The organism is Ornithinimicrobium faecis, from assembly GCF_023923225.1.
GTDB classification, from domain to species: Bacteria; Actinomycetota; Actinomycetes; order Actinomycetales; family Dermatophilaceae; genus Ornithinicoccus; species Ornithinicoccus faecis.
Genome location: NZ_CP099489.1, coordinates 4,397,519 through 4,423,641, shown reverse-complemented (window position 1 = coordinate 4,423,641; position 26,123 = coordinate 4,397,519). Strand labels below are relative to the sequence as shown.

The 26,123-nt window shown below is 70.0% G+C and carries 24 protein-coding genes; 14 read left to right on the top strand and 10 right to left on the bottom strand.

Annotated features, from left to right (window positions below; all coding sequences use genetic code 11):
* Positions 1-307 precede the first annotated feature (307 nt).
* The 4 genes from NF556_RS20335 to NF556_RS20320 all read left to right on the top strand — a co-directional run bounded on the left by NF556_RS20335 (position 308) and on the right by NF556_RS20320 (position 5,528).
* Positions 308-1,396, top strand: a complete 1,089-nt coding sequence (locus NF556_RS20335) for a sigma-70 family RNA polymerase sigma factor (protein WP_252593027.1) — start codon at positions 308-310, stop codon at positions 1,394-1,396.
* Entirely contained in the window at positions 1,393-1,998 is a 606-nt protein-coding gene (locus tag NF556_RS20330; RefSeq protein WP_252593025.1) for a maleylpyruvate isomerase family mycothiol-dependent enzyme, read from the top strand. Before NF556_RS20335 ends, NF556_RS20330 begins: the two co-directional genes overlap by 4 nt.
* Positions 1,999-2,027: 29 nt before the next feature.
* Positions 2,028-4,037 (top strand): ABC1 kinase family protein, encoded by a 2,010-nt coding sequence (locus tag NF556_RS20325; protein WP_252593023.1) that lies wholly within the window; start codon positions 2,028-2,030, stop codon positions 4,035-4,037.
* A 96-nt stretch (positions 4,038-4,133) separates the two neighbouring features.
* Positions 4,134-5,528: a glucose-6-phosphate dehydrogenase gene (locus NF556_RS20320; RefSeq protein WP_252593021.1), complete on the top strand. Its 1,395-nt coding sequence runs from the start codon at positions 4,134-4,136 to the stop codon at positions 5,526-5,528.
* A 56-nt stretch (positions 5,529-5,584) separates the two neighbouring features.
* On the opposite strand, the gene NF556_RS20315 is transcribed toward NF556_RS20320, so the two are convergent.
* The 3 genes from NF556_RS20315 to NF556_RS20305 all read right to left on the bottom strand — a co-directional run bounded on the left by NF556_RS20315 (position 5,585) and on the right by NF556_RS20305 (position 9,511).
* Positions 5,585-5,974, bottom strand: a complete 390-nt coding sequence (locus tag NF556_RS20315; protein ID WP_252593020.1) for a type II toxin-antitoxin system VapC family toxin — start codon at positions 5,972-5,974, stop codon at positions 5,585-5,587.
* On the bottom strand, positions 5,971-6,201 hold the full coding sequence (locus NF556_RS20310) for a type II toxin-antitoxin system Phd/YefM family antitoxin (protein ID WP_252593018.1): 231 nt from the start codon (positions 6,199-6,201) through the stop codon (positions 5,971-5,973). Before NF556_RS20310 ends, NF556_RS20315 begins: the two co-directional genes overlap by 4 nt.
* 70 nt (positions 6,202-6,271) lie before the next feature.
* Entirely contained in the window at positions 6,272-9,511 is a 3,240-nt protein-coding gene (locus tag NF556_RS20305; protein ID WP_252593016.1) for an efflux RND transporter permease subunit, read from the bottom strand.
* Between the two features lie 124 nt (positions 9,512-9,635).
* On the opposite strand from NF556_RS20305, the gene NF556_RS21470 reads away from it, so the two are divergent.
* Positions 9,636-10,133 (top strand): MarR family winged helix-turn-helix transcriptional regulator, encoded by a 498-nt coding sequence (locus NF556_RS21470; protein WP_289781770.1) that lies wholly within the window; start codon positions 9,636-9,638, stop codon positions 10,131-10,133.
* A 36-nt stretch (positions 10,134-10,169) separates the two neighbouring features.
* On the opposite strand, the gene NF556_RS20290 is transcribed toward NF556_RS21470, so the two are convergent.
* The gene (locus tag NF556_RS20290) at positions 10,170-11,660 is read right to left on the bottom strand and encodes a pyridoxal phosphate-dependent decarboxylase family protein (protein ID WP_252593014.1); all 1,491 of its coding nucleotides are present in this window, start codon (positions 11,658-11,660) and stop codon (positions 10,170-10,172) included.
* The gene (locus tag NF556_RS20285) at positions 11,657-13,057 is read right to left on the bottom strand and encodes an MFS transporter (protein ID WP_252593012.1); all 1,401 of its coding nucleotides are present in this window, start codon (positions 13,055-13,057) and stop codon (positions 11,657-11,659) included. The genes NF556_RS20290 and NF556_RS20285 overlap by 4 nt, the downstream gene beginning before the upstream one ends.
* Before the next feature lie 104 nt (positions 13,058-13,161).
* Here NF556_RS20285 and NF556_RS20280 point away from each other — a divergent pair, with 104 nt between their 5' ends.
* Positions 13,162-14,328, top strand: coding sequence for a nucleotide sugar dehydrogenase (locus NF556_RS20280; RefSeq protein WP_252593010.1), 1,167 nt, complete (start codon positions 13,162-13,164; stop codon positions 14,326-14,328).
* 94 nt (positions 14,329-14,422) lie between these two features.
* Here NF556_RS20280 and NF556_RS20275 read toward each other — a convergent pair whose 3' ends face one another.
* Both NF556_RS20275 and NF556_RS20270 read right to left on the bottom strand, forming a co-directional pair.
* Positions 14,423-16,267, bottom strand: coding sequence for a hypothetical protein (locus NF556_RS20275; RefSeq protein ID WP_252593008.1), 1,845 nt, complete (start codon positions 16,265-16,267; stop codon positions 14,423-14,425).
* 49 nt (positions 16,268-16,316) lie between these two features.
* Positions 16,317-17,285: an EamA family transporter gene (locus tag NF556_RS20270; RefSeq protein WP_252593006.1), complete on the bottom strand. Its 969-nt coding sequence runs from the start codon at positions 17,283-17,285 to the stop codon at positions 16,317-16,319.
* A 120-nt stretch (positions 17,286-17,405) separates the two neighbouring features.
* Here NF556_RS20270 and NF556_RS20265 point away from each other — a divergent pair, with 120 nt between their 5' ends.
* From NF556_RS20265 to NF556_RS20245, 5 genes are all read left to right on the top strand, one after another.
* Positions 17,406-17,942, top strand: coding sequence for a CGNR zinc finger domain-containing protein (locus tag NF556_RS20265; RefSeq protein ID WP_252593004.1), 537 nt, complete (start codon positions 17,406-17,408; stop codon positions 17,940-17,942).
* 92 nt (positions 17,943-18,034) lie between these two features.
* Positions 18,035-19,165 (top strand): ATP-binding protein, encoded by a 1,131-nt coding sequence (locus NF556_RS20260; protein WP_252593002.1) that lies wholly within the window; start codon positions 18,035-18,037, stop codon positions 19,163-19,165.
* Positions 19,166-19,191: 26 nt separating this feature from the next.
* On the top strand, positions 19,192-20,295 hold the full coding sequence (locus NF556_RS20255; protein WP_256829714.1) for a trans-sulfuration enzyme family protein: 1,104 nt from the start codon (positions 19,192-19,194) through the stop codon (positions 20,293-20,295).
* 53 nt (positions 20,296-20,348) lie between these two features.
* The gene (locus tag NF556_RS20250; protein WP_252592998.1) at positions 20,349-20,492 is read left to right on the top strand and encodes a ribbon-helix-helix domain-containing protein; all 144 of its coding nucleotides are present in this window, start codon (positions 20,349-20,351) and stop codon (positions 20,490-20,492) included.
* A complete protein-coding gene (locus NF556_RS20245; protein ID WP_252592996.1) occupies positions 20,489-21,220 on the top strand; it encodes a VOC family protein in 732 nt (243 codons plus the stop codon). Before NF556_RS20250 ends, NF556_RS20245 begins: the two co-directional genes overlap by 4 nt.
* A gap of 25 nt (positions 21,221-21,245) precedes the next feature.
* Here NF556_RS20245 and NF556_RS20240 read toward each other — a convergent pair whose 3' ends face one another.
* The 3 genes from NF556_RS20240 to NF556_RS20230 all read right to left on the bottom strand — a co-directional run bounded on the left by NF556_RS20240 (position 21,246) and on the right by NF556_RS20230 (position 23,909).
* The gene (locus NF556_RS20240; RefSeq protein ID WP_252592994.1) at positions 21,246-22,589 is read right to left on the bottom strand and encodes an alpha-hydroxy-acid oxidizing protein; all 1,344 of its coding nucleotides are present in this window, start codon (positions 22,587-22,589) and stop codon (positions 21,246-21,248) included.
* A 55-nt stretch (positions 22,590-22,644) separates the two neighbouring features.
* Complete coding sequence (locus NF556_RS20235; protein WP_252592992.1) at positions 22,645-22,926, bottom strand: YciI family protein; 282 nt, start codon at positions 22,924-22,926, stop codon at positions 22,645-22,647.
* A gap of 68 nt (positions 22,927-22,994) precedes the next feature.
* On the bottom strand, positions 22,995-23,909 hold the full coding sequence (locus NF556_RS20230) for a carbamate kinase (protein WP_252592990.1): 915 nt from the start codon (positions 23,907-23,909) through the stop codon (positions 22,995-22,997).
* A 125-nt stretch (positions 23,910-24,034) separates the two neighbouring features.
* On the opposite strand from NF556_RS20230, the gene NF556_RS20225 reads away from it, so the two are divergent.
* The 3 genes from NF556_RS20225 to thpR all read left to right on the top strand — a co-directional run bounded on the left by NF556_RS20225 (position 24,035) and on the right by thpR (position 26,104).
* Complete coding sequence (locus NF556_RS20225; RefSeq protein ID WP_252592989.1) at positions 24,035-24,952, top strand: sulfite exporter TauE/SafE family protein; 918 nt, start codon at positions 24,035-24,037, stop codon at positions 24,950-24,952.
* Positions 24,953-25,031: 79 nt separating this feature from the next.
* Positions 25,032-25,496, top strand: a complete 465-nt coding sequence (locus NF556_RS20220) for an RrF2 family transcriptional regulator (protein ID WP_252592987.1) — start codon at positions 25,032-25,034, stop codon at positions 25,494-25,496.
* The gene (thpR, locus tag NF556_RS20215; RefSeq protein ID WP_252592985.1) at positions 25,496-26,104 is read left to right on the top strand and encodes an RNA 2',3'-cyclic phosphodiesterase; all 609 of its coding nucleotides are present in this window, start codon (positions 25,496-25,498) and stop codon (positions 26,102-26,104) included. The genes NF556_RS20220 and thpR overlap by 1 nt, the downstream gene beginning before the upstream one ends.
* Positions 26,105-26,123: the final 19 nt, after the last annotated feature.

Genomic DNA, 26,123 nt, shown 5'->3' with positions numbered 1-26,123 from the left:
GCATGGGGGCCTGGTCGTTTGGCCGACCGAGCGCATGGGGGCCGGGTATGCCGAGGTGCGCCTCGGCATACAGCCGCCGGTCGTGCGCTCGGTGGCTTGATTTCTCAGGTGCCCATGCGCTCGGTGACGGTAGATCTCAGGCGCCCACGCGCTCGGTGACGGTAGATCTCAGGCGCCCATGCGCTCGGTCGAGGGTGGGGTTGGGGTGGGGGAGCGATGAGTTCTGCGGGGACTCCCGGTCAACCTGTGCATGGCCGGGGAGGGTGACCCCACGGCATACTGGATGAGGACGACCGAAGGGGAGCCGATGAGCACCACGCGGACCACAGAGCACCACCCGGCTGAGACCAGCGCCCCAGAGACGCACGCAGAGGCGCACCCGGGCACCGGCGGGAACGACGAGTTCATGGAGCGCGCGGATCGGTTCCGGCGGGAGTTGCTCGCGCACTGTTATCGCATGTCCGGGTCGGCGCACGACGCCGAGGACCTGGTGCAGGAGACCTACCTGCGCGCGTGGCGGGCCTATGGCAAGTTCGAGGACCGCTCGTCGATGCGCACCTGGCTCTATCGCATCGCGACCAATGTGTGCCTGACCGCCCTCGAGGGACGCGCTCGCCGGCCCCTGCCGACCGGACTGGGGCAGCCCAGCTCGGACCCGGACACCCCGCTCTCCGAGCCCACCGAGGTGCCCTGGCTCTCTCCGCTGCCCGACTCGATGGGCGGCAGTGCCCCCGAGGACGCCGCCGAGCGACACGAGAGCGTCCACCTGGCCTTCATCGCCGCGCTGCAGCACCTGCCCCCGCGGCAGCGTGCCGCCCTCGTCCTGCGCGATGTCCTGCAGTGGAGGGCTGCGGAGGTGGCCGAAGCGGTTGGCACCTCGACCGCGGCGGTCAACAGCGCACTGCAGCGTGCCCGCGCATCGGTCAAGGCGGCGCAACTGGAGCGCGACACGGCGCCCGAGGCCCTGGACCCCGAGCAGGAGGCACTGCTGGAGCGCTATGTCCAGGCGTTCTGGGAGAAGGACGTCGACGCGCTCGTGGGGATGTTCACCGACCGCGCGATCTGGGAGATGCCGCCCTTCCCCGAGTGGTACACCGGCCCCGCGTCGATCGCCCGCCTGATCGGCACCAAGTGCCCCGGTCAGGCGCACGAGATGATCATGATGCCGACGTCCGCGAACGGACAACCTGCGTTCGGGCTCTATATGAAGGAGCCCGACGGCACGTTCGTGCCCTTCCACCTGCAGGTGCTCACTCTCGCCGAGCAACAGGTCTCACACGTCGGTGCCTTCTTTGACCCCACGCTGTTCACCCTGTGCGGCCTCCCCGAACGATTGCCGGCCGGGTCGACCGGCCCGGTGGTCCACGTCCCGGCACCGCAGAACCCGGCGCCGTGAGCACCGCACCAGCCGGGACGCTGCCCGAGCTGGCGCTGCTGGAGAGGGCCATCGGCTACACCCGCGTTGCGCTGGTTGCTGCCCTCGACGTGCCCGGCGATGCGCCGACGACGTGTGCGGGTTGGACGCTCGAGGACCTGCTGACCCACATGAACGCGTCCCTGCTGACCCTGGACCAGGCGGCCCAGGTCGGTGGCATCGCCCTGTTCGACCCTCCGGGCTGCTCCCGGGGCGGGTTGGCGGTGCACGAGCAGGTGCAACTGCTGAGCGCCCGGGCGTGCGCGCTGCTCGACTCCTGGACCGGACGGGAGGCACCCGAGATGTTCCGGGTGGGCGGCTCGGAGCTGCAGGCGGGGCTGCTGGCCTCGGCCGGAGCGCTGGAGATCACGCTGCACGGGTGGGACGTCGGCCAGGCCTGTGGGAGCAACCACCCGGTGCCGGCGGCGCTGGCCGAGGACCTGCTGAGCTATGCGCCCCTGCTGATCTCCGACGCGGACCGCCCCCACCGCTTCGGCCCGGCCCTGCCCACCGGTGCCGACGCGACCGCGGACGTGGAACTGCTCGCGCTGGTCGGCCGCGGGGAGCGGATTCCCCGAGCGTAGAAACAAGACGCCCTGCAAGGATGGACGGCATGCAGCTGCTGACGCTCGTGCTCATCGGGTTCATGATCCTGCTGCTCGGGCTGATCACCCGGCGGTTGCTGGGCGTGCCGGTGGGCTGGATCCGCACCATCCTGGTGAGTCTGATCGTGGTCTATGGCGGGGGCGCCCTGTCGAGACGTATCGGCGAGGACCTGGGGGTGTTCACCGCGGAGGGGGTGATCACGCCTGGCCGGGACTTGCTGGCCGCAGTGGTGGTGACTCTGATGGTCGCCTGGGGCATCGCTCTCGGCCTCGGGATCCTGGTGATCCTGGAGGCGCTGCTGCCGACCGGCACCGTGCCCAGCCTGGCCCGTTTCCTCCGTGACCTCCCGGCGCGGCGCCGCCGCAGCAGACGCTATGCCCGGATCGTGACGCTCGCCGTCCGACACGGACTGGGCGGATTCCTCTCCAGCAGAGCAAGGTCCGACCTCGGCGACGATGCCCCGCAGGTCGCCCGCTCCCTGCGCGAGGCGCTGACCGAGGCCGGCGTCACCTACGTCAAGCTCGGACAGATGATCGCGACCCGCCCGGACCTGGTCGGGGACGCCTTTGCCCGTGAGCTGAGCCAACTGCAGTCCGACGTGCCGGCCGAGCCGTGGGAGACCGTCCGCTCGACGCTGACCACCGAGCTGGGACACGCGCCGGAGGAGGTCTTCGCGGAGGTCGACCACACCCCGCTCGCTGCGGCCTCGGTCGGGCAGGTGCACCGGGCGCGGCTGCTCGACGGGTCGCCGGTCGTGATCAAGGTGCAGCGCAGCACGGCCCGGGCCCAGGTCCGCGACGACCTCGACATCGTCCTGCGCCTGGCCGCCTGGCTGGACCGGGTCACCGCCTGGGGTCACTCCCTCGACGTCCGCACCCTCGCGGAGGGGTTCGCGGCCAGCCTCACCGAGGAGCTCGACTATCGCACCGAGCTGGCCAACATGGCCGCCGTCGCCCGCGCCACCGACGACCACCGGGACGGGGTCACGGTCCGGGTCCCCACGGCATACGAGGAGCTGTCCGGCCCCCGCCTGCTGGTGATGGAGGAGGTGCAGGGAGAGCCGGTCTCGCGCGCTCGCGAACAACTCGACCGTATGCCGAGTGCCCAGCGTGCAGCCACGGCCGGCGCACTGCTGGGGTCGGTTCTGCGACAGGTCATCGGGACGGGGGTCTTCCACGCCGACCTGCACGCGGGCAACGTCTTCCTGGAGCGGGACGGGGGTCTGGCCCTGCTCGACCTCGGGTCCGTGGGGCGCCTCGACGCGGCCGCCCGTGCTGGCATCGGCCGGCTGCTGCTCGCCGTGGACCGGGGCGACTCGATCGCGGCCACGGACGCGCTGCTGGAGGTGCTGGACAGGGGCCCGGCGCTGGACGACCAGCGCCTGGAGCGGGAGCTGGGGGCGGTGATCACCCGGACCGCGTCGATCGGCAGCGCCGGGACGGGAGGGCTCTTCTCCGAGCTGCTCTCCCTCGTGGTGCGCCACGGACTCTCCGTGCCGCCGCAGATCGCGGCGGTCTTCCGCTCGCTGGGTGCGCTGGAGGGCACGCTGCGCCAGATCGACCCGCAGCTCGACCTGGTCGAGGCCAGTCGGGAGGCGGGCCGCGAGCTGGCCCAGGAGCGGCTCACCCCCGCTGGGCTGCGCGACAGCGCCGAGGAGCAGCTCGCCCGGATGCTGCCGCTGCTCGCGCGGTTGCCGCGCCGCGTCGATGCGCTCGCCGAGTCCCTGCAGCGCGGGGAGCTCTCGGTCAACGTGCGTCTGCTCGCCGATGCCCGGGACCGGTCCTTCATCACGGGGCTGGTGCAACAGCTCACGATGACCGTGCTGGCGGCGGCCTGCGCGATCGCCGGGATCATGCTGGTGGTCTCCGACGGCGGGCCGGTGCTCGCGGAGAACATCCCGCTGCATCCCCTGCTCGGTGCCACGCTCTTCCTCTTTGCCTTCGTCCTGGCCGCGCGTGCCCTCGTGCTGGTGTTTCGGCACACGGTCCTCCCGGAGCGGGCCGATCGCCGGCCCTGAGCCGACCGCGGGCCCTGAGCCGACCGCCGGAGCCGTCCCGACCGTCGGAGCTGTCCCCGACCTGCCGATCCCGCGGACGCCTGAAACACTGACGCCATGAGCCCAGCGAGCGACGCCACCACGACCCTGCTGATCCTCGGCGCCTCCGGTGACCTCACCCAGCGGCTGCTGCTGCCCGGGCTCGGGTCGCTGCTGGCCGTCGAGACCGACCGGTCCGTCCACGTCGTCGGCGCGGACCGTGCAGACATGAGCCAGCAGGAGTGGGCCGACACCGTGCGCACCGCGCTGACCTCAACGGGTGCACCGGACGAGGCGGTCGAGGCGATCGTCGCGGGCACCGAATACATCAAGGCCGACCTGATGGTCCCCGAGGAGCTGGACGCTCTGCTGACCCAGGTCGGGGACCCGGTCGTCCTCTACTTTGCCCTGCCGCCGGCCGTCAGCGTGCAGGTCTGCGAGCTCCTGGAGACCCGGGGAGTCTCCGAGCAGACCCGGCTGGCGCTGGAGAAGCCGTTCGGCACCGACCTGCCGTCCGCTCAGGCGCTCAACGTGCAGGTCCTGAAGGTGGTGGATGAGAACCGGGTCCACCGGATCGACCACTTCCTCGGTCTGAGCACGGTGCTCAACCTGCTCGGTGTCCGCTTCGCCAACCGGCTCCTGCAGCCGGTCTGGACCTCTGAGCACATCGAGAAGGTCGTCATCAGCTATGACGAGGACCTGGCTCTGGAGGGACGGGCCGGCTACTACGACAAGGCCGGCGCCCTGGTCGACATGATCCAGTCGCACCTGCTGCAGGTGCTGGCCTTCTTCGCGATGGAGGCGCCGGGATCCATCACCGAGGACGAGGTCCGCTCGGTCAAGGCCGACGTGCTGCGCGCCACCGCAGTCTGGGGCGGCGACCCGCGCAGCGCCTCCCGCCGAGCCCGCTACACCGCAGGGACCATCGGGGCACGCGCCGTCCCGGACTACACCTCCGAGGAGGGCGTGGACCCCGCGCTGGACACCGAGACGCTCGCCGAGATGGTGGTCGAGATCGACACCGACCGCTGGCGGGGCACGCCCTTCGTGCTGCGCAGCGGCAAGGCGCTCGGCGAGAAGTCGAAGAAGATCGAGGTGATCTTCAAGGAGCCCGACCGGGTGCCGAGCGGCCTGCACGGCAAGGACGTCCCGGACAGCCTGGTGCTCGACCTCAAGCCGGCAGCGATGGTGGTGTCGCTGTCGATCAACGCAGAGGGTGACCCGTTCGACCTGGAGCAGAAGGAGCTGGTCGCCACGCTCGCTGACTCGCGCATGCTGCCCTACGGCGAGGTGCTCGGGCGGATCCTGGACGGTGACCCGTTGCTGTCGATCCGCGGCGACGTCGCCGAGGACTGCTGGCGCATCGTGGAGCCGGTGCTTGGAGCCTGGCGAGCCGACGAGGTGCCGATGCAGGAGTATGCCGCGGGCTCATCTGTCCCCGACGGCTGGGGCGCCATCCCCGCAAAAAGATAAAGGTTTCGCACACCCGCCCCGCCTTTTGATAGAGGTTTCGTACACCGCGGGACGCGCTACCAGAGCGTGGCGACCCCGTTGAGCTCCGCGAAGGCCGAGTCGTTCGTCACGAGCGTGAGGGACTCCAGCATGGCTTGGGCGGCAAACACACGATCAAACGGATCGCGATGAGACCAATCCAGCCGTCCCGCGAGCAGCGCGTGTTCCTCGTCGATGGGCAGTCTGATGGCACCCAACCGATCGAGATGCCGGGAGTATCCGCCGACGAGGGCGTCCGCCTGGGGAAGTTTGCCGATGCGCTGCTTGGTGGAGATCTCCCACGCCGTTGCTGCTGAGACGGCCAGTCGGGTGGAGCGGGCCGTGATGGTCTGGCGCGCGGCGGGCCCCAGACGCGCGGGGTCGGTGAGTGCCCAGAGCACCGCGTGGGTGTCTAGGAGATAGGTCATCCCGCGCCCTCCCACACAGCGAGTTCCTCCTCTGGCAGAGGGTCGAAGAACTCGTCAGGCACTGAGTAGGCGACGAAGCCCAGCTCGCGGTCGTCCTGGCCATCGATCGGGGACAGCCGGGCGACGGGGCGGTCCCCGCGCGCGATGACGATCTCTTCGCCCCGCTCGACTGCTGCCAGCAGCGCGGACAAGTGCGTCTTGGCGTATTGCACCTTGACCGTTTCCATCGTCACAGCGTAGGTGGACGACCTTGGTTGGTCAACCAGGGTTGGTCAACTGCCGACTGCGGCCACGGGGTTAGTCCGCTGCCACGACCTCTGGTGCGTGCTTGCCGCGGCGCGCTCGTCGCCGCTCGCCCCAGCCCTCGACCAGCACATAAAGCACCGGCACCAGCAGCAGGGTCAGCGCAGTGGACGAGATCAAACCGCCGATCACCACCAGGGCCAGCGGCTGGGAGATGAAGGCCCCGCCCCCGGTGAGGGACAACGCCATCGGGGTCAGCGCACCGATGGTCGCCAGGGCCGTCATGACGATGGGGCGGAACCGGTGGCGGGCGCCCTCGATGAGCGCCTCCTTCACGGTGTGCCCACGCCGGCGGTATTGGTTGACCAGGTCGATCAGCACGATCGCATTGGTCACCACGATGCCGACGAGCATCAGCATGCCGATCATCGAGGCGACCTCCAGTGGTGTGTCGGTCGCCAGCAGCATCGCGATGGAGCCGGTGGCCGCGAACGGCACCGACACCATCAGCAGCAGCGGCTGCACCAGGCTGTTGAAGGTCGCCACCATCACCAGATAGACGATGGCGATGGCGGCCAGCAGGGCCAGGCCCAGGCTCGCGAAGGCCTCGGCCTGCTCGGCGCTGACACCACCAATGGTGGCGCGCACCCCCTCGGGCAGGCTCAGGCCGTCGAGCCCCTCCTGCACGTCGGCAGTGAGGGCACCGAGGTCGTCGCCGGTGGCCGTGGCGGTGATCGAGGCGCTGCGCAGCCCGTCGATGCGGGTGATCTGCACCTGCTGGTCGACCCGCTCCAGGCTGGCCACGTCGGACAGCACGACCTCGCCCTCGGGGCCGGCGCCGACGGTCAACGACTCCAGAGCGGACAGGTCGGCCGGGGGCTCGCCCTGGTGGACGATGACCGAGGCGGGCTGGGTGCCCAGCACCACCTGCCCGACCGTGCTGCCGCCCATCGCGGCAGCGACGGTCTGGCCGACCTGCGACTCGGTGAGTCCCACCTCGGCCGCCGCGGCGCGGTCGACCGTGACCTCAAGCCCCGGCACCGTGTTGGTCAGGTTGTTGGTCACGTCCTCCGCCCCGACGTCGACCAGCACTTGCTCGACCTCGCTGGCGGCGCTGGTCAGATCCTCCGGGTCCTGACCGGTGACGATCACCTGCAGCTCGGTGGCACCGGGAGCCGCGTTGGCCGACGTCGCCGTCAGGTTGGCCGACTCGGGAGCCGGCGCGTCGTTCTTGACGGTCTCACCGAAGACATCGCCGTCGGTGCCCTCGACCAGGGTGACCGCGAGGCTGGAGGTGGTGGCCCCGCCGCCGAGGAAGACCGCCTCGATGCCGCCGGAGGAGCCAACCGTCGCCTGATAGGACTCGACCTCGGGTCGGTCGGCGAGCCACTCCTCCAGCTCGCGGCTGGCCGCGTCGGTCTCCTCGAGTGTGCTGCCGGAGGGGAGCTCCAGGGACACGGTGAGGCTGTCCGCGCCGGAGTCGCCGATGAAATCAGTCTTGAGCTGGGTCGCGGCGGCTCCGGTGCCGACCAGGAGTGCGAGCGCGAGGACCAGCGACCACACGGGGTGGGCCAGAGCCGGGCGCAGCACCCGCAGATAGCTGCGCTGCAGGCGGTCCGGTGCATCCGCGTCCAGCAATGGTGCGGGGTGAGCGTCGGACTCGGAAGTGGTCCCTGCAGCAGTCTCCCCGGTGGTCTCTGCAGTTTCCCCGGTGTCTGCCGCCACCCCGGTGGCTGCAGCTGCGGTCGAGGTGAGCCGTTTCTCCACGTCCGCGCCGCGTCCCAACAGCCAATAGCCGAGCACCGGGATGATCGTCAGCGCCACCAGCAGGGAGGCACCCATCGCGATCGCAATCGTCAGCGCGAACGGGCGGAACAGCTCACCGACCTGTCCGCCGACGAAGGCCATCGGCAGGAAGACCGCGACGGTGGAGACGGTGGCGGCGGTGATGGCTCCAGCGACCTCGCGCACGGCCCGCAGGATCGCGGTCAGCCGGTCCTCGCCGAGGCTGCCGTGGCGCTTGATGTTCTCGATCACCACGATCGAGTCATCGACGACCCGGCCGATCGAGATGGTCAGTGCCCCCAGCGTGAGGATGTTGAGCGAATAGCCGGCCAGCTGCAGCCCCAGCATCGCGATCAGCAGCGACAGCGGGATGCTGATCGCCGTCACCAGCGTCAGCCGCAGCGACAGCAGGAACACCAGCACGATGAGGATCGCGAACGCCAGCCCCAGCAGCCCCTCGGTGGTCAGCCCCTCGATGGACTGCTCGATGAAGGGTGCCTGGTCAAAGATGATCGCCAGCTCGCCACCGCCCAGCTGTTCCTCGAGCTCGGGGGTGATCTGGGTGAGGGCGTGGGAGATGTTGACGGCGTTGCCGTCGGGCGTCTTGGTGATCGACAGGCCGACGCTGGGCTCCCCATTGGTGCGCGTGTATGCCGTGGCCTCCTGCTCGGTCAGCTCCACCTCGGCGACGTCCCCCAGGGTGAGCTGGGGTGCCGGTTCGGTGGGCTCGGCACCGGGTGGCGTGGCCGGGTCAGTGGGCTCGGCACCGGGTGGCGCGACCAGCGGCAGCGCCCGGAGCTCCTCGACATCGGTCAGGCGACTGCCGACGGTGACCAGCAGCTCCTCGCTGTCGTCGGTGACGGTTCCGGCCGGCACCAGCACGCCGTTGGCCTGCAGCAGCTGCCCGACCGTGGCGCCGGTGACGCCGGCCTCGGCCGCTGCGGCCGCGTCCAGGTCCACTCGGATGATCTGGTCGGCGACACCGGTGAGTTGCACGTCGCGCACGCCGTCCAGGTCCTCGATCTCCGGGACGACGACGTTGCGCAGCCGCTGCAGCAGGTCGTCAGGACTCTCGCCACCGCTCGCGGACAGCTGGATGATCGGGAAGTCGTCGATGCTGCCCGCGATGATCTGTGGCTCGGCGTCGTCCGGCAGGCCCTGCAACCCCAGCACGGTGCGTTGCAGGTCGGTCTGGGCAGCGCCCAGGTCAGTCCCATAGTCCAACTCGATCGTGACGACCGAGAAGCCCTCGCTGGACTGCGACTGCACCTCCACGACGCTGTCCAGGCCCTGGGCCGCGGTCTCGATGCGGTCGCTGACCTGCTCCTCAACCACCTCTGCGCTCGCGTCCGGCACGGGTGTTGCGACCGCCAGGATGGGGAACTGCAGCGACGGGAACAACTCACGCGGCAGGGAGCTCATCGCGTTGAGCCCAAAGAAGATGGCAAACAGGGTGGTCAACGCGATCAGGGCACGGTTGTGCACGCTAAACCTGGTGAGCTTGTTCATGCTGGATCTCTCGGGTCGGTTCCGTGCAGGGCAGCAGGCCGCGCGTTGGAGACGCGCGTCACAGCGGTTAGTATCGCCGCAATAGTTAGCGACAGCCTAATCAAATGTTTCGGAGGTGGTACTGGTGGCTGCCACCGACCGCGTCGCCGAGCTCATCCGCCAGTTGCGAGAGCACGATGCAGCGCTCCACGAGCTGGCCACGCGCCACCTGCCGCCGGCAACCCTGCCCAGCGACCTCACCCTGCGGCAGCTCCAGGTGCTGGTCGTGGTCAGGGGGCGGCCGGGCATCACCGGTCAGGAACTGTCCGAGAGCCTCCACGTCTCCACGCCGACGATCAGCGGCCTGGTGGAGCGTCTCGTGGGCAAGGACCTGCTCGCCCGGCACACCGACACCACCGACCGGCGTCGCATCCTGTTGTCCCTCACCGAGGAGGCCGCCGCGATGCTCCTGGAGATGGAGTCGTTGGGCGAGCGGGTGCGCGAGCAGGTGATCAGCAGACTGAGCGTGGAGGAGTTGAGCTCGCTCGTCGCCGTCACCGGTCGGCTCCGGGAGGTTGCGGAAGAGTTGGCCCAGGAGCAGGAGTTGGCACAGGAGCAGGCCAAGGAGCAAGAGCAGGCGTAGGCGTAGGCGAAGGCGAAGGCTCGGGCGTGGGCGAGGCTAGGGAGCCGGTCGCGGCGCGGTGAACGCAGCCAGGAACTGCCCGAGCAGCCCAGCGCTCGTCTCGCGGGGGAGTGTCTCGATGAGGGCCAGCACCTGGGTCAGGTCCAGGTCGCCGCTCTCTCGCGCACTGGCCGCCAGGGCGGCGGGATCCGGCACCGGCAGGTCCGCGGGCAACTGCACGCTCGCCCCACGGACCTCGTCGGCGGCCTCGCGCAGCGCGGTGGTCAGCGCAGGCAGGATCGCCGCTGTTGCCGGCGTGATCGTCAGGTGCGTCGAGCGGGGCAGGAGCGTCCCGTCCGACTGGTGCAGGGCGGGCTGTCCCTGCAGGACGAACCCGCGCTGCGCGCAGGCCGCGGCCCACAGGTGCGGGTGCACGCGCCGTTCAGTCGGGACGTCCTCATCTGCCACGACGGCCACCAGCGGACCCGCCGGATCCCCGAGGGTGCGCAGCCCCTCGATCCCCTCCACGCAGCGGGACACCTCGCCGGTCGCGGTGACGATGCGCCTGGTCAGGTCGACGTAGCCGTCCGGTCCCAGCGCCGTCGTCACGGCCCACGCAGCAGCCAGGGACGTCGCCGATCGGGACCCCAGGACGGTGGGGTTCACGACCGGATAACCCGGCCAGTTCGTGAGCGCGAAATAGCGCGCCAGGTCGAGCTCGCGGCCGGCGAACAGCAGCAGCGAGGCGCCCTTGGGGGCATAGCCAAACTTGTGCAGGTCGGCGGAGATGCTGCTCACGCCCGGCACCGCGAAGTCCCAGGGCGCGGGCGCCTGACCACCGGCGTCGGCCCAGAACGGCAGCACCAGGCCGCCGATGCACGCGTCGACGTGACACGGGATGCCACGCTCCGCAGCAGCCCCAGCGACCTCGGCCACGGGGTCCATGACACCGTGCGGATAACTCGGCGCGGATACAACCACCAGAGCCGTGTCCGACCCGAGGCTGCTGATCAGATCGGCGGCAGCCGGGACGCCCGTGGCGGGATCGACCGGCACGATGTCGAGCTCGAGCCCCAGATAGTGCGCGGCCTTGTGGAACGCAGCGTGGGCCGAGGAGGCCAGCACGATGCGCGGGCGACCGGCGTCACCCGCACCGGCGCCACCTGCACGGGCGCCACCTGCACCGGCGCTGACCCAGCGGTCCCGGGCCGCCTTCACCGCGAGCAGGCAGCTCTCCGTCCCGCCCGAGGTCACCGAGCCCACGGCGTCGGGGCCATGCAGGATGGTGCGCCCGAAGGTGATCAGGTCTGCCTCCATCAGCGCCACGGAGGGGAACGTCGTCGGGTCCAGCCCATTGACCGGCAGCGCCAGGTGCGCGGCCCGGGCCGCCAGCTCGTCGAGCTCGGCCAGCCCGCTGTCATAGACATAGGACAGCACCGAGCCGCCGTGCGTCGGGGCGTCGTGGGAGCGGTATGCCGACAGCTGGGTCAGCACCGCCTCCGCATCAATGGCGGGGGTCGGCTGGGGATCGGGCTCGTCGTGGGTCACGTGGTCACCTCGGCGGTCGTCGGGGAGGGGATCGGGTCACGATAGGCCCGCAGCACCAGCAAGCTGGCGCCGACCAGGGCCGCAGGGATCAGGGAGAAGGCCAGCACGATCAGCAGGTGTGCGGAGTCGGGCTGAGCGAGGATGACGTCGCCTGTGCTCGAGCGAAAACCGCCCGCGGCCAGCAGGAGTAGCACGACCGCAGGCCCCAGCGCCAGCCCCGCGGTCTCGCCGGCGGTCCACAGGCCACTCATCGCCCCGCCGCGCTCGCGACCGGCCGCCGAGATGACGTCGGGCAGCATCGCCAGCGGGAACAGTTGCATGCCGGCATAACCGACCCCGGCCAGCGCGACCGGCAGATAGACCCACCACCCCGGTGCCCAGACCATCGCGACCAGGGCGAGGCACGCCACGCCGAACAGGACCGACGCCATGGTGAGCGCTGGCGCCTTGCCGGTGCGTGCGGCATACCGGGTCCACAGGGGCATGACCAGCAGAGCCGGCCCGACCAGGGCGGCGAAGAGGAAGGTCAGCGCCGCCTGGTCCGCGAGGGTGTAGGTCGCGACATACTGCGCCGCGGCAAGCATCACCCCGGTGGCCAGCGCCTGCAGCACAAAGGCAGTGAGCAGCACCCGATAGGCCGGCAGCTCCCGCAGCGCCGCGAGCCCGGCCCGGTACTCCCCAATTTTGATAAAGGTTTTGCTCGCCCTCCCCGCATTTTCATAGCGGTCTCGCACAGGCCCTGCGGCGTCCCCGGCCGGTCCGGCAACCCCTCGCCGCCCCACGCCGAGCACCGTGCCGAGCATCCCGCCCAGCAGCAGCACGGCGATCACGATCCCCATCAGCAGATAGCCACCGGACCCACCACCGGCAGCGTCCCGCAGGGCCGGGCCGCCGGCACCGACGAGCAGGATCGCCAGGGCCAGCACCGCGATCCGCCAGGCCGTCAGCCGCGTGCGCTCGGCATAGTCGCTGGTCAGGTCGGCGGGCAGGGCGATGTAGGGCACCTGGAAGAGGCTGAACGAACTGGTCGCGAGCACGAAGAAGACCAGCACCCACACGCCCGCCAGCACCGGGGACAGTCCGATCGGCGCGGCGAACATGCCGATGAACCCCACCGGCAGCGTGATCGCGCCGAGAGCCATCAGACGCGTCCGCGTGCCCCGGGACCGCACCTCCCGATCACTCAGGGCGCCGACGGCCGGGTCGATCAGGACGTCCCAGACCTTGGGCACGATGACCACGAGCGAGGCCAGCAGGGCGGGGACGGCGAGGGTGTCGGTCAGGTAGTAGGCCAGCACCAGCCCCGGCAGGGTCCCGAACCCGCCGGTCCCGACGCTGCCCGCGGCATAACCCGCAACGGCACGACGGGGTATGCGGACGCTCACCGTCGGTGCCATGGCGGCACTTTAGCGGGGGCGATGCGGAGAGCGACCGTTCTCACGGGACTCTCATGGAGGCCGGGCCATACTAACTAGTCCGGTCGTTATCCGAAGGAGACCTCATGAAGATCGCAGTCGTCGGAACTGGTTATGTGGGCCTGTCCAACGCGGTGGTGCTGGCGCAGCACCACGAGGTCGTGGCGCTCGACATCAACCAGGCCAAGGTGGACCAGCTCAACAACCGGGTGAGCCCGATCGTGGACCCGGAGATGCAGGACTACCTGTCCAACCGGGAGCTGAGCCTGCGGGCGACGACCGATCCCGCCGAGGCCTATGAGGGCGCCGAGTGGGTGGTCATCGCGACGCCGACCGACTATGACACCGAGAGCAACTTCTTCGACACCTCCAGCGTCGAGGCCGTGTTGGCGGACGTGCTCGCCCGCGCCCCCGAGGCCACGGTGGTCATCAAGTCCACGGTGCCGGTGGGCTACACCGAGCGGCTGCGCGAGGAGCACCCGGAGACCACCATCCTGTTCTCCCCGGAGTTCCTGCGGGAGGGCCGGGCGCTCTATGACAACCTGCACCCCAGCCGGATCATCGTCGGCGACACCAGCGAGCAGGCCCGCAGGTTTGCCGAGATGCTGCTGGAGGGCGCGCAGGACCGTGAGGTGCCGGTGCTGCTGACCGGCCCCACAGAGGCCGAGGCGATCAAACTGTTCGCCAACACCTACCTGGCCCTGCGCGTGGCCTACTTCAACGAGTTGGACACCTATGCGGTCACGCGGGGGCTGAACACCCAGCAGATCATCGAGGGCGTCGGCCTGGACCCGCGCATCGGCGACCACTACAACAACCCCTCCTTCGGCTACGGCGGCTACTGCCTGCCCAAGGACACCCGGCAGCTGCTGGCCAACTATGGTGACGTGCCGCAGACGCTGATCACTGCGGTCGTGGACGCCAACACCACGCGGATGGACTTCGTGGCCTCCGACATCCTGGCCCGCAAGCCGCGCCGGGTCGGCATCTATCGCCTGATCATGAAGGCCGGCTCGGACAACTTCCGGGCCTCGAGCATCCAGGGCGTGATGTCACGGCTGCAGTCCCGCGGGGTCGAGATCGTCATCTATGAGCCGACCCTGCAGCAGGCCACCTTCCAGGGGTGCCGGGTGATCAACGACGTCGAGGAGTTCGACGCCGCCACCGATGTCATCGTCGCCAACCGGCTGGACGCCTCGACGGCGGTCTTCGGCGACAAGCTCTACACCCGGGACCTCTACAGCCGGGACTGACCAGCCGTATGCCGTGGGGCCGGCCCTGTCGGCCGGCTCACCGTGGTGCGACTCACGGTGTGTGAATCACGGTGTGCGACTCACCGTGTGCGGCTCACGGGGACGTGAGCCACTGCAGCGCGGACTGCAGGTTGTGCACCTGCCGGATGACGCCGCGGTGCTTGAGGTCATGGTTCAGCAGGGCGTGGAGTCGCGCCTTGTTGAAGACCGCGTCACGCAGCGGGGCGTCGAGGTCGTCCAGGACAGCGCGCAGAGCGGCCCGTGCGGGCGCTAGGTCACGGACCTGCCACAGCGGCGCCAGCATTGCCTTGGCGCGCTCGGTCATCTCCGGGGTCATCTCGGGCAGATCCGTGCGGCCGCCCGGGGCCGGCGGGACCTGGCGGCCGTCGTGCAACGGGCGCGCCGTGGGCCGCGCAAACTCTCGACTCGGCACGGGACCTCGCAGGTCCTGATAACCTTGCGAGACCTTGGGGCGGTCGAACGGGAACCCCATCAGGCCCGGGGCCCAGCGACGCATCAGGTCGAGACCGACGACGTTCTCGCGCCGGACCTCGGCGGGCAGCGAGAGGCCCAACCGCGCCCCGGAGAGGGTGTAGAGCGGGTCGAACCGGTGCACGAACGCGTTCCACACCCGGGTGATCTCGGAGACGAAATAGCGGTTGCGCACCTGGATGAAGAGGAAGTCCAGCGCGGCATCCGGGCTCAGACCACGCTCTTGGGCAGCCATCCGCAACTCGTGCAAGCGCCTGACGCGGCGCTCCCGCACGTCGGTGGTGTAGAGCCCGACCTCGGCGTCGGGTGAGTAGGCCATGGTGCCCCAGAGCTTCTCGGCCATGGCACCCGAGGCCGCCAGGCTGGGCCCCTGGTCCAGGTCACGCAGCGTGGAGGAGTAGTTCGCCTTCATGAAGCCGCCGAACCCGCCGGACAGCACGAGGGTGTCACTCGCGCTGAAGTGGACATTCGGTCCGGCCGTGACCATCCCGTGGGAATAGTCCATCGGCCAGGCAGCCTGCTCGGTGATCGTGGACGGTCTCCTCCGGGGGTGCGCCCCGCGCCACTCCGTCATCCGCAGTCCGTGTTCCACCGCCAACCGTTCGGCGATCGCTCGGTCGGGCTGGCTCACCGGCCCCATCGACAGATAGCGCAGCTCATCGGTCAGGCCGAGGGACAGGGAGGCCGCCAGCACCAGGCGGGTGTCGAGCCCGCCGGTGAGGTGGGCCAGTCGCTCGGGGGTCGGTATGCCGCAGCTCACCGCCGCGCGCAGGTTCTCCTCGATCTCGGCCTGGGTCGCGTCGAGGCCCTCCTCGTAGGACGCGAACGGTTCGAACACCTCGGCGCCGGCGGTGTAGGTGCGGATCTCTGTCCCCGCATCACTCACCCGGACGAACTCGAAGACATCCAGCGTCTCGACGCCCTCATAGCTCGCCGGGGTCAGGCCGCCGCTGCCCGCGGCAGCCACCTCCGTGACGAACTCGAGGCTGCGGCGGAGCGTGACGCCGGCGGCCCGGGCTGCGGCCACCACGGCGCCCAGGTCGGAGGAGAAGATGTCCAACCCTGGCTCGCGATAGCGATAGACCAGCGCGCCCCACGGGTCGGGCAGGATCTCCACCGTGCGCTCGGCCGGTCGCCAGAGGTAGGCCGTGGCCACCCCACGCAGCGCCCCGCCGAGGTCGTTGGCCGACTCGGTGGGCCGCCGGTCGATCAGACCCTGCAGGTCCGCACGGTCTCGCACGAAGGTGCCGTGCAGGACCCCGGACCCGTCGAGGGCGAGCGCAATGGGCTGGTGACCCGACAGGTCGGGAAGGACCTCGGCCGGCAGGATCGCCAGGCGTCCGCTGAGTCGAACAGCACCGGCAACGGTGCGGCCGGGGGCAAGGTGCAGCACGGCAGGGGCTCGCGGCACGGGAACTGCCGACGGCGTCGCGAAAGGCGTCGTCATACACGGATGCTAGGGCACCCGGCGAGTTCTGGGAGGGTCAGATGAAGGGTCAGACGGCTGCCGGCTCCGGCTGGCTCTCCTCCTGCGGTTGGGGCTCACCCGGGTGCAGGTCGTCGGGCTTCTCGTCGAGCTTGACCAGGACCACGCCGCCGAGGATCAGCAGGCCGCCGAGGAGTTGGATCGCTGCGGGCATCTGCCCCAGCAGGATCCAGGCCCACACGAAGGAGAACATCACCTCGGTGAGACCGACGAAGGACGCCAGCTTCGAGCCCAGTCGGCGGGTTGCCGCGATCCCGGTGGCATAGGCGATCGCCGCAGCGACGACGCCCAGGGTCAGGATCGCCCCCCACCACGGCACGTCGGCGCCCGCCAGTTGCACGTCGGTGGTTGCGGTGGTCATCGGGAGGATGCCGAGCAGCCCAGTCACCAGGAGAGCCACCGTGCCGATGGTGAGGCCGCCGGTGGCCAGGACCAGGGGAGGCAGCCCGGTGCTGTCGTCCGCGGAGACCACGAAATAGACGGCGAGTCCGACTGCCGCGCACAGCCCCCAGACGACGCCGAGCAGATCGACCTCGACGGCGCCGAAGACGTCCAGCACGAAGACCAGGCCGGCGACCGCGACGGCTGCCCCGATGATGGTCAGCGGGCGGGGACGCTGTCCGTGCCGCAGCCAGAGCCAGCCGACGACCAGGATGATGCCGAGATACTCCAGCAGCAGGGCGACCGCGACCGAGATGCGCTCGACCGCCAGGAAATAGGTCAGTTGGCAGGCGGCGACGGCGAGCAGGCCGAACAGCGCCATGCTCATCCAGCCGGTGCGCAACAGGTGCCAGCGCCCGCGCATCATCAGCGCGGCCGGGACGAGGAGGACCAGGGCGGCGACGCCGACCCGCCACGTGACGGCGGCCAGAGGTGACCATCCGGTGTCCAGCAGTCCCTTGGCCAGGGATCCTGACGTGCCGAAGGTGGCCGCTGACAGGACGGCGAGGGCCAGGCCGGCGATGGTGCGGGAGCGCATGGGTGTCCTCCTCACGAGGAGTGGTGGGTGTGCCTGGGGCAGGAAGACCTGGACGTCGTCGTCATGGGTCAAAGAACGTTAGACTCATGACGATACGCCGACGATAGATCAGGAGTCAAGGTGCTTTTTGCTCATGACACCGAGGTGTCCCTTGCGTCGACCATCGCGCTGATCAACACGGGCCACGAGCCGGAGGGGCTGACCACCCGCGAGGAGCTCGATGCGTTCGTGCGGGAGTGGGAGTGGACGGGCAGTCGGACCCATGATGAGGCAGAGTTCGAGCAGGTCCTGCGCCTGCGGGAGCGCCTCGGTCGGATCTGGCTCGCGCAGGAGGAGGCGCTGGTCGCGGAGGTCAACCAGTTGCTGCGGGACTGCCGCGCTCTCCCGCAGCTGGTGCGGCACGATCAGTGGGACTGGCACCTGCACGCCACACGCTCGGAGCAGCCGCTGGCCGACCGGATGGCCGTTGAGGCCGCCATGGCTCTGGTGGACGTGATCCGCTCCGGTGAGACCGGGCGGTTGGCGCGGTGCGTGGCGCAGGACTGCGACAACGTGCTGGTTGACTTGTCCCGCAACCGCTCCAGGCGCTACTGCGGTGCCGGCTGCACGAACCGGATGGCCGCGCAGGCCTATCGGGCCCGCCGCACGAAATTGTAGGTCGCACGAAACGATACGTCGCACGAAACTATAACAAGTATAACGAGACTCGCGGTGTATAACAGGTATAACAACGCCTGAGAGGATCCGCCGTGCCTCGTGTCGACCCGTCCCGTGCCAACCCCTTCCGCCCCGGCTTCGGCGTCTCTCCCCGCGTGCTCGCAGGTCGCGACGAGTTGCTCGAGGAGTTCGACACCGCCCTCGATGAGGGTCCGGGATCGCCGCTGCGCTCGATCCTGGTGAGCGGAGCGCGAGGGATGGGCAAGACCGTCATCCTCAACGAGTTGGAGGAGGCCGCGCGGGTCCGTGGCTGGCTGATCATCCGGCTTCCGGAGTCCGGCGGCATCCTGGAGGAGCTGGCCTCGACCATCCTGCCCGCGCAGCTCGCCGAGCTGGACAGCGAGCGTGCCGTCCGTCGCAGGGTCACGGGGGCGCGGGTCGCGGGGATCGGTTCCCTGTCCACGACCGCGCAGGAGCGCTATGAGGTGCGTGAGAACGCGGCGACCCTGATCGCTCGACTCCTGGACGTCCTGGCAGGGCACGGCACGGGCGTGCTGTTCACCCTGGATGAGTTGCAGGCGGTGGACCGGGAGTCGGTGGCGGCGTTTGCTGCGCTCTATCAGCACCTGGTCAGGGATGAGCGCGACGTGGCCCTGGCTGCTGCCGGTCTGCCCGTGGGTGTCGGGCAGCTCCTGCAGCACCGGGGCACGACCTTCCTGCGCCGGGCCGAGCGGGTCCAGCTCGGGCCACTGAGCGACGCGGACGTCATTGATGCGGTCCGTCGCACCGTCGAGGGGGCCGGCGGCGAGATCAGCGCTGATGCGCTGGCTGCCCTGGCCGAGAGCGTGCACGGCTATCCCTACCTCCTGCAGCTGGCTGGCTACCGCGCCTGGCGTGAGTCGGCGGGTGGAGCCCTCACTCCGGCGCACGTGCGGGCGACGAGCCGGGTGGTCTCGCAACGCATGGGGCGCCTGGTGCACGAGCCCGCCCTGCGTGACCTGCCGCAGGCCCAGCACTCCTACCTGGTCGCCATGGCGCAGGACGACGGCCCGTCGTCGACCGGGACGGTGGCGGCGCGGCTGGGGCTGACGGCGCAGCACGCCAACGTCTTCCGGGCGCGGCTGATCGAGCGGGAGCTGATCCTGCCAGCGGGGCACGGGCTCGTGGACTACTCCCTGCCCTATCTGCGCGACCACCTCCGCCGGGAGGCGGCGAGCAGTTGATCCACGGGGTGTCCTACCCTGCGGAGGTGGACCCCGATCACAACGAGTTAACGCCCGCCACTCGCGCCGTCGCCCTCGGGCGCCCGCCTCGCGAGCCTGGTGCCCCGGTGGCCGAGCCGGTGACCTTCACCTCGACCTACCTGGCTGGTGGCCCGGTCAACTATGCGCGCGTCGGCAACCCGACGTGGACGGCGCTGGAGGACGTGATCGGTGGGCTCGAGGGCGGTGAGGCTCTGGCCTTCGCGTCGGGGCTGGCGGCCATCGACGCCGTCCTGACACTGGTCCCGCCCGGTGGCCGGGTGATTGCACCGGGTCATGCCTACAACAACACCACCGGTCTGCTGCGCGAGTATGCCGCCGAAGGGCGTTTTGAGGTCCGGGCCGTCGACATCTCCGACACCGGTGCCGTCCTCGCCGAGCTGGACCACCTCGAGGGTGGACGCGACCTGCTCCACATCGAGTCCCCGACCAACCCGATGATGGAGGTCGCCGACATCCCGGCTCTCGTCAGTGCAGCCCGGGAGCGGGGCATCCTCACGGCTGTCGACAACACCTTCGCCACGCCCCTGCTCCAGACGCCCCTGGCGGACGGGGTGGACGTGGTGATCCACTCCGCCACCAAGTATCTCTCCGGGCACTCCGACGTGCTGATGGGCGCCGTCGTGACCGCCCCGACCGAGCGGGGGCGGGCGCTGCGTGCGCGGATGCTCAACCGGCGCACCCTGCACGGCGCCATCCCCGGCCCCATGGAGGCCTGGATCGTGCTGCGCGGCATCCGGACCCTGTCCGTGCGCCTGGAGCGCGCCTCGGCGAACGCGGCCGAGCTGGTCCGGCGGCTCTCCGATCACCCTGCGGTGATCAGGGTGCGCTACCCCGGACTCGGCGCGATGATCGCCATCGAGGTGTACGGCGGGGCGGCGGCAGCCGACCGGGTGTGCGCCGACGTCAGGTTGTGGACCCACTCGACGAGCCTGGGTGGCGTGGAGTCCCAGCTCGAGCGTCGCCGTGCCCAGCCCGCGGAGGTCGAGACCGTCCCGGAGGAGCTCATCCGGCTCTCGGTCGGCATCGAGGACGTCGAGGATCTGTGGCGGGACCTGGCGCAGGCGCTCGGATCACCTTCCCGTTCCTGATTCCCGTCCTTGACATTTGCTAGCAATCTAGGATGCTGCTAGCCTCCTTTGTTATGCCCACCGACAAGGCGCAGTTCAACGTCTATCTGCCCAAGGACCTCATCCGCGAGATCAAGCACCGCGGGGTCGATGAGGGCGTGAGCATGTCCGCCCTCATCGAGAAGATCGTCCGCGACTATCTGGAGGACAAGGCATGATCTGCGCTCGCCCCATCCGGTTCACCCCCGACCTCGCGGCACACCGTCGCTACCTCGACGCGCTGGGGGCCACCCGGGTCACCACGGCCCCAGGCTGGGAGGTCTACGCCCTGGGCTCCGGCCGCCTGGCCCTGCACGAGGCCAGCGACAGTCAGCCGCCCGGGGATGTCCTGGCCTGGGAGGTCGCCGACCTCGACGCGTGGGCCGAGCGGGCGCGCGCGGCGGGGCTGACCTTCGAGATCGGCCAGACCGACCACGGGATCGCGGCCACGGTCACGGCCCCGGACGGCACCACGTTCACCGTCGACCCCGCAGCGGAGGCCGAGCAGCCGCCACCGACCGACACCGCGTTCGCGGTGCTGCCCATCTGGTACACCACCCTGGCCGAGGTGGAAGGCGCACGGCAGGTCGTCACCGGGCTGGGCGGCATACGGCGCGTCACAGCCGACAGTGACGTCTGGACCGACTTCTCCTGCCCCGCAGGCGGGCTGGTCGCGGTGCACGCCAGCGATGGCGACCCTGGCGTCGAGCTCGGTTTCGAGTTCGACGGTGACGTCGAGACGCTGATCCCGGCGCTCGAGGCGGCCGGGGTCGAGCCGGTCCTGATCGACGAGACCTACAGCCGGACCCTGCAGATCCCCGATCCCGATCGGGAGGGAAGGATGCTGTGGATCAACGAGAAGCAGCAGGATCTCTACGGCTACCGCTCGACCGAGACCTCCGCCTGAGGGCTGCCCCTTGAGCGCCTGAGGACTATTCCACGAGCAGGTCGCGGGTGATCTCCTGGATCGAGGCGGCGCCGACCAGGCCCATCGTGAGGTCCAGCTCGGCGAGCACATTGTCGATCACCGCGCTGACACCCGCGGCCCCGTCCAGCGCCAGGCCATAGACATGTGGGCGTCCCAACAGTGCAGCGTCGGCGCCGAGGGCGAGGGCCACAAACAGGTCAGCGCCGCTGCGCACCCCGCTGTCCATCAGGACGGTCGGCTCCGGTCCGACGGCCTCGCGGATCGAGACGAGAGCGTCGAGCGCGGCCACCGAGCGGTCCACCTGGCGGCCGCCGTGATTGGACACCACGAGTCCGTCGACCCCGGCGTCGAGGGCACGGCGCGCATCGTCGGGGTGCAGCACTCCCTTGAGGATGACCGGCAGCGAGGTGCGGTCCCGGAGGGTGACCAGGTGATCCCACGACAACGCGGGGTTGGAATAGATGTCGAGGAAGGTCTCGACCGCCGCGCGTGGTTCCGGCGAGCGCAGGTTGGTGCGCAGGTCGCCGGGGTGCTCGCGAGACGTCGACAGCAACGCGCCCACGCCACCGCGCACCGCTCGGGCAGCTCCCACCGGGTGCCGCGGGTTGATGCCCAGCCCGGCGGCACCCTTCGCGGCGACCTGGGCACCCGCCTCAGCCGCCGCTGCAGCAGCGGACGCGAGGCGCTCCCGGACCAGGGTCATGAAGCGCGGGTCGGAGGTGTACTGCGCGATGCCCTGTCCGCGGGCAAAGGGGAGCGACCCGAGGTCGAGGTCCTGCGGGCGCCACCCGAGCATCGTGGTGTCGAGGGTGACGACGAGGGCCTGCGCTCCGGCTGCCGTGGCCCGCTCGATCAGGGAGTCGACCAGGTCTTCGTCGCTGGACCAGTACAGCTGGAACCAGAAGGGCGTGCCGCCCATGCTCTGCGCGGTCTCCTCCATCGGGGACGAGCCCTGGCAGGAAAAGACGTAGGGGATCCCGCTGGAGTGCGCGCCCTGGGCGATGAGCAGGTCCGCATCGGGGCGGACCAGCCCTGCGGCCCCGACGGGTGCCAGCAGGAGCGGTGCGGTGAGGTCGGTGCCCAGCACCTGGGTCTTGAGGTCGCGCTCTGTTGTGCCGTGCAGCATGCGAGGGATGATGTGCCAGCGGTCGAAGGCCTCCCGGTTGGCGCGCATGGTTGCGCCCCCACCCGCCCCGCCAGCGATGTAGGCCCACGCCCTGGCGTCCAGCACGCTGCGTGCGCGACGCTCCAACTCGGTGTTGTCGGTCGGCACGCGCGGGGTCGTTCCCAGTGCCCCGGGGCGATAGATCGCGTTCTGTCGCGACCGACCGCGACCGCCAGGCGTCATCCCGGCCGGCACGCCTGATTCGGCCGGGCCTGCCGACTCGGCCGGTCCTGCCGACTCAGCCGACACTGCCGATCACGACATCCCACTCGCGGACCTCGACGGCATCGATGATGCCCTGCTGGGCAAACGGGTCCTCGCGCAGCAGGTCGCGGACCTGCTCGGCCGACTCGCCCTCGAGCAGCAGCAGGGCCTCGGCCGGTGCGTCGGACAGCGGTCCGGAGGCGACCACGGTCCCCTCCTCGGCCAGGCCACTGAGGAACTCGCGGTGCGCTGGGCGGTGCTCATCGCGCCCGGCGACGTCGTCGGAATAGGTGTACCGCACGGCATACAGGCTCATGGCAGTCAGTATGCCGTGTGCTCGGCCCAGGCGGTCGGCTCAGGCGGTCGGCTCAGGGCGCCACGTGCTCAGCCCTGAGTGACATAGGTCCCCCGGTCGCCGTGGACGAGGGCCTGCGCCTCGGTGAGACTGCCGATGGCAGCGGCAACGCCGGGGCCACCGGTTTCGACGAACTCGCAGACCGCCTCGACCTTGGGGCCCATCGACCCAGCGGGCAGGTCGAGGGTGCGCAGGTGCTCTGGCGTCGTCGCGGTGATCGGGCGGGCGTGAGCGGTGCCGAAGCCCTCCATGACGTTGTCGACGTCCGTGAGCACCAGGAGCCGGTCGGCGCGCAGGCGTCGGGCGATGAGGGCGGCCGAGAGATCCTTGTCGATGACCGCCTCGACGCCGCGCAGGTCACCCTCCGGAGTGCGCACCACCGGCACGCCCCCGCCGCCGGCGCAGACGACGATGATCGACTCGCGGAGGAGGTGGTCGATCAACTCGGACTCGATCAGCTCGCGCGGCCGTGGTGAGGGGACGACGCGACGCCAGTGGTCACCGTCAACGCTGACCTGCCAGCCATGGAGGTCGGCGAGCTCGCGGGCGGTGGCTTCGTCATAGACCTCGCCCACGAACTTGGTCGGGTGCGCGAAGGCCGGGTCATCGGCGTCCACCAGGGTCTGGTTGATGATCGAGGCGAACTGCCGCTCGGGCCGCTCGTTGCCCATGGCCTGCAGGATCCAATAGCCGATCAGCCCCTGGGTCATCGCCCCGAGGGCGTCGAACGGATAGGACTTGGTCAGCCGCGTGTCCGCCGCCGACTCCATCGCGAGAACGCCCACCTGGGGTCCGTTGCCGTGCGTGATGACGATCTCGTGGTCATCGGTGAGTGGCGCGAGGTGGCGTGCGGCGAGCCGGATGTTCTCGACCTGTGCCTCTGCGTCGGGCACCTGCCCGCGGCGCAGCAGGGCGTTGCCGCCCAGCGCCACCACGATCCGCATGGGGAGAGAGTATGCCGCGCGGTGATCGAGTGGGGGCTTGCGGTGACGTCAGAAGTGTCGCTACTCTCTTAAGTCTCGTGAGTCACTACACTTTAAGATGAGGGAACACCAATGAGGGAAAACCCATGCGCAACCTGATTGTGCTGGCTGTTGTCGGCCTGTTCGCGCAACTGGTGGACGGAGCCCTGGGCATGGGCTACGGCGTGACATCCTCCAGCCTGATGATCGCCGTGGGCATCGCCCCCGCAGCGGCCAGCGCCGCCGTCCACCTGTCCGAGGTCGGCACCACCTTGATCTCCGGCTTCTCGCACTACAAGTTCGGCAACGTCGACTGGAGGATCGTCGGGATCATGGCTGTGCCGGGTGGCGTGGGGGCCTTCATCGGCGCCAACTTCCTGGTGAGCCTGCCCGCCGACGTCGCCAAGCCGTGGGTCGCTCTGCTGCTCTCCCTGCTCGGGGCCTATGTGCTGTGGCGTTTCCTGATGCTGTCCGGCAAGCGCCCCGAGTTCCGGGGCAAGTTGCGGGCCATCTTCCTCGTCCCGCTGGGCCTGGTCGCCGGCACCATGGACGCGATCGGTGGCGGTGGCTGGGGCCCGGTGGGCACCACGTCGCTGCTGTCCACCGGCAAACTGGAGCCGCGCAAGGTGATCGGCTCCATCTCCGCGACCGAGTTCGTCGTGGCACTGAGCGCCTCGCTCGGCTTCCTGTTCGCTCTGGGCAGTGAGGGCATCAACTTCGCCTGGGTTGGCGCGCTGCTCATCGGTGGTGTCATCGCGGCACCGATCGCCGCGTGGCTGGTGCGACACCTGGCCGCAACGGTCCTCGGCGTGGCGGCCGGATCCTTCATCATCCTGACCAACACCAAGACCATGATGGAGACGTGGGGCGGGGTGGAGAAGAACTCCACCCCGATCTGGATCACGCTGGGCGTGTTGGCCGTTGCCGCCGCGTGGTTGATCACCCGCGCAGTGCGCCAGGAGCTGGCAGCGCGCAGGGAGGCCGTGGCAGATGAGCCGGCACCGGAGCTCACCCCGCAGGCCTGAGCCCTCCGGGGCCTGAGCCCTCGTGGCGGGGTCGTCGGCGTTGTCCGTCGGGCAAGGCAGTGCTGTCACAATCGGGGGCATGCACATCAGCGCCAAGTCCGACTACGCCCTCCGCGCCCTGATCGTCATGGCGCGGTCGGCCGAGGACTCGGACGGACCGCTGACCGCGGAGGCGATGGCCACGGCGCAGGAGATCCCGCAGAACTTCCTGCTGGCCATCCTGGCGGACCTGCGCCGCAGCGGGATCGTGCGCAGCAAGCGCGGTCAGGGCGGCGGTTGGCTCCTGGGGCGCGAGGCGTCACAGATCGCGGTGGCTGACGTGATCCGGGCGGTCGACGGCCCCCTGGTGAGCGTCCACGGCCTGCGCCCCGAGGCCGTCTCCTATCGCGACCTGGCGGTGATCCTGCAACCGGTGTGGATCGCAGCGCGCAGCAGTCTGCGCGAGGTGCTGGAGGCCGTGAGCCTGGCCGACCTCGCCGCTGGGCGCCTGCCGGAGACGGTGCGGGAACGCAGCGAGACCGAGGATGCCTGGGAGCCACGCTGATGCGAGCGTTCTTTGCCGTGCTCCCGCCGCAGGAGATCCGCGATCACCTGGCCGCCCACCTCGAGCCACGTCGTGACGCTGACACGGAGCGGGTCTGGCGCTGGACGCGCGTGGAGCACCTGCACCTCACCCTCGCCTTCCTGGCTGACCTCCCCGAGCACCGCGAGGACGAGTTGGCGCAGGCGGCGGCCGAGTGGGCCGCCAGGCAACAACCGCTGCGTATGCAGTGGGGCCGGGCTGGCGCCTTCCCTGACCCGGGAGGGGCGAAGGTGATCTGGATCGGTGTCACCGCTGAGGAGGTCGGGCGCGAGCTGTCTGCATGGTCGCGGTCGGTGCGCGACCTGTCGAGTCACGCCGGGGCTGACGTGGATGGGCAGCGGTTCGTCCCCCACGTCACCGTGGCGCGTTCGGCCCGCCGGGTCAGGGCGGGGCGCTGGGTCCAGTCGCTGGACGCCTACGAGTCACCGCCGTTTGACGTCTCTGAGGTCGTGCTGATGCAGTCGCACCTCGGCGAGGGCCCGGGCCGGTCGCCGCGCTATGAGGTGCGGCGCACCCTCTCGCTCGGCGCCGGCAGTGAGAGTGCCGGGCCCAGTGGCGCACGTCGTTAGGATCGAGTCCGTTCACCGA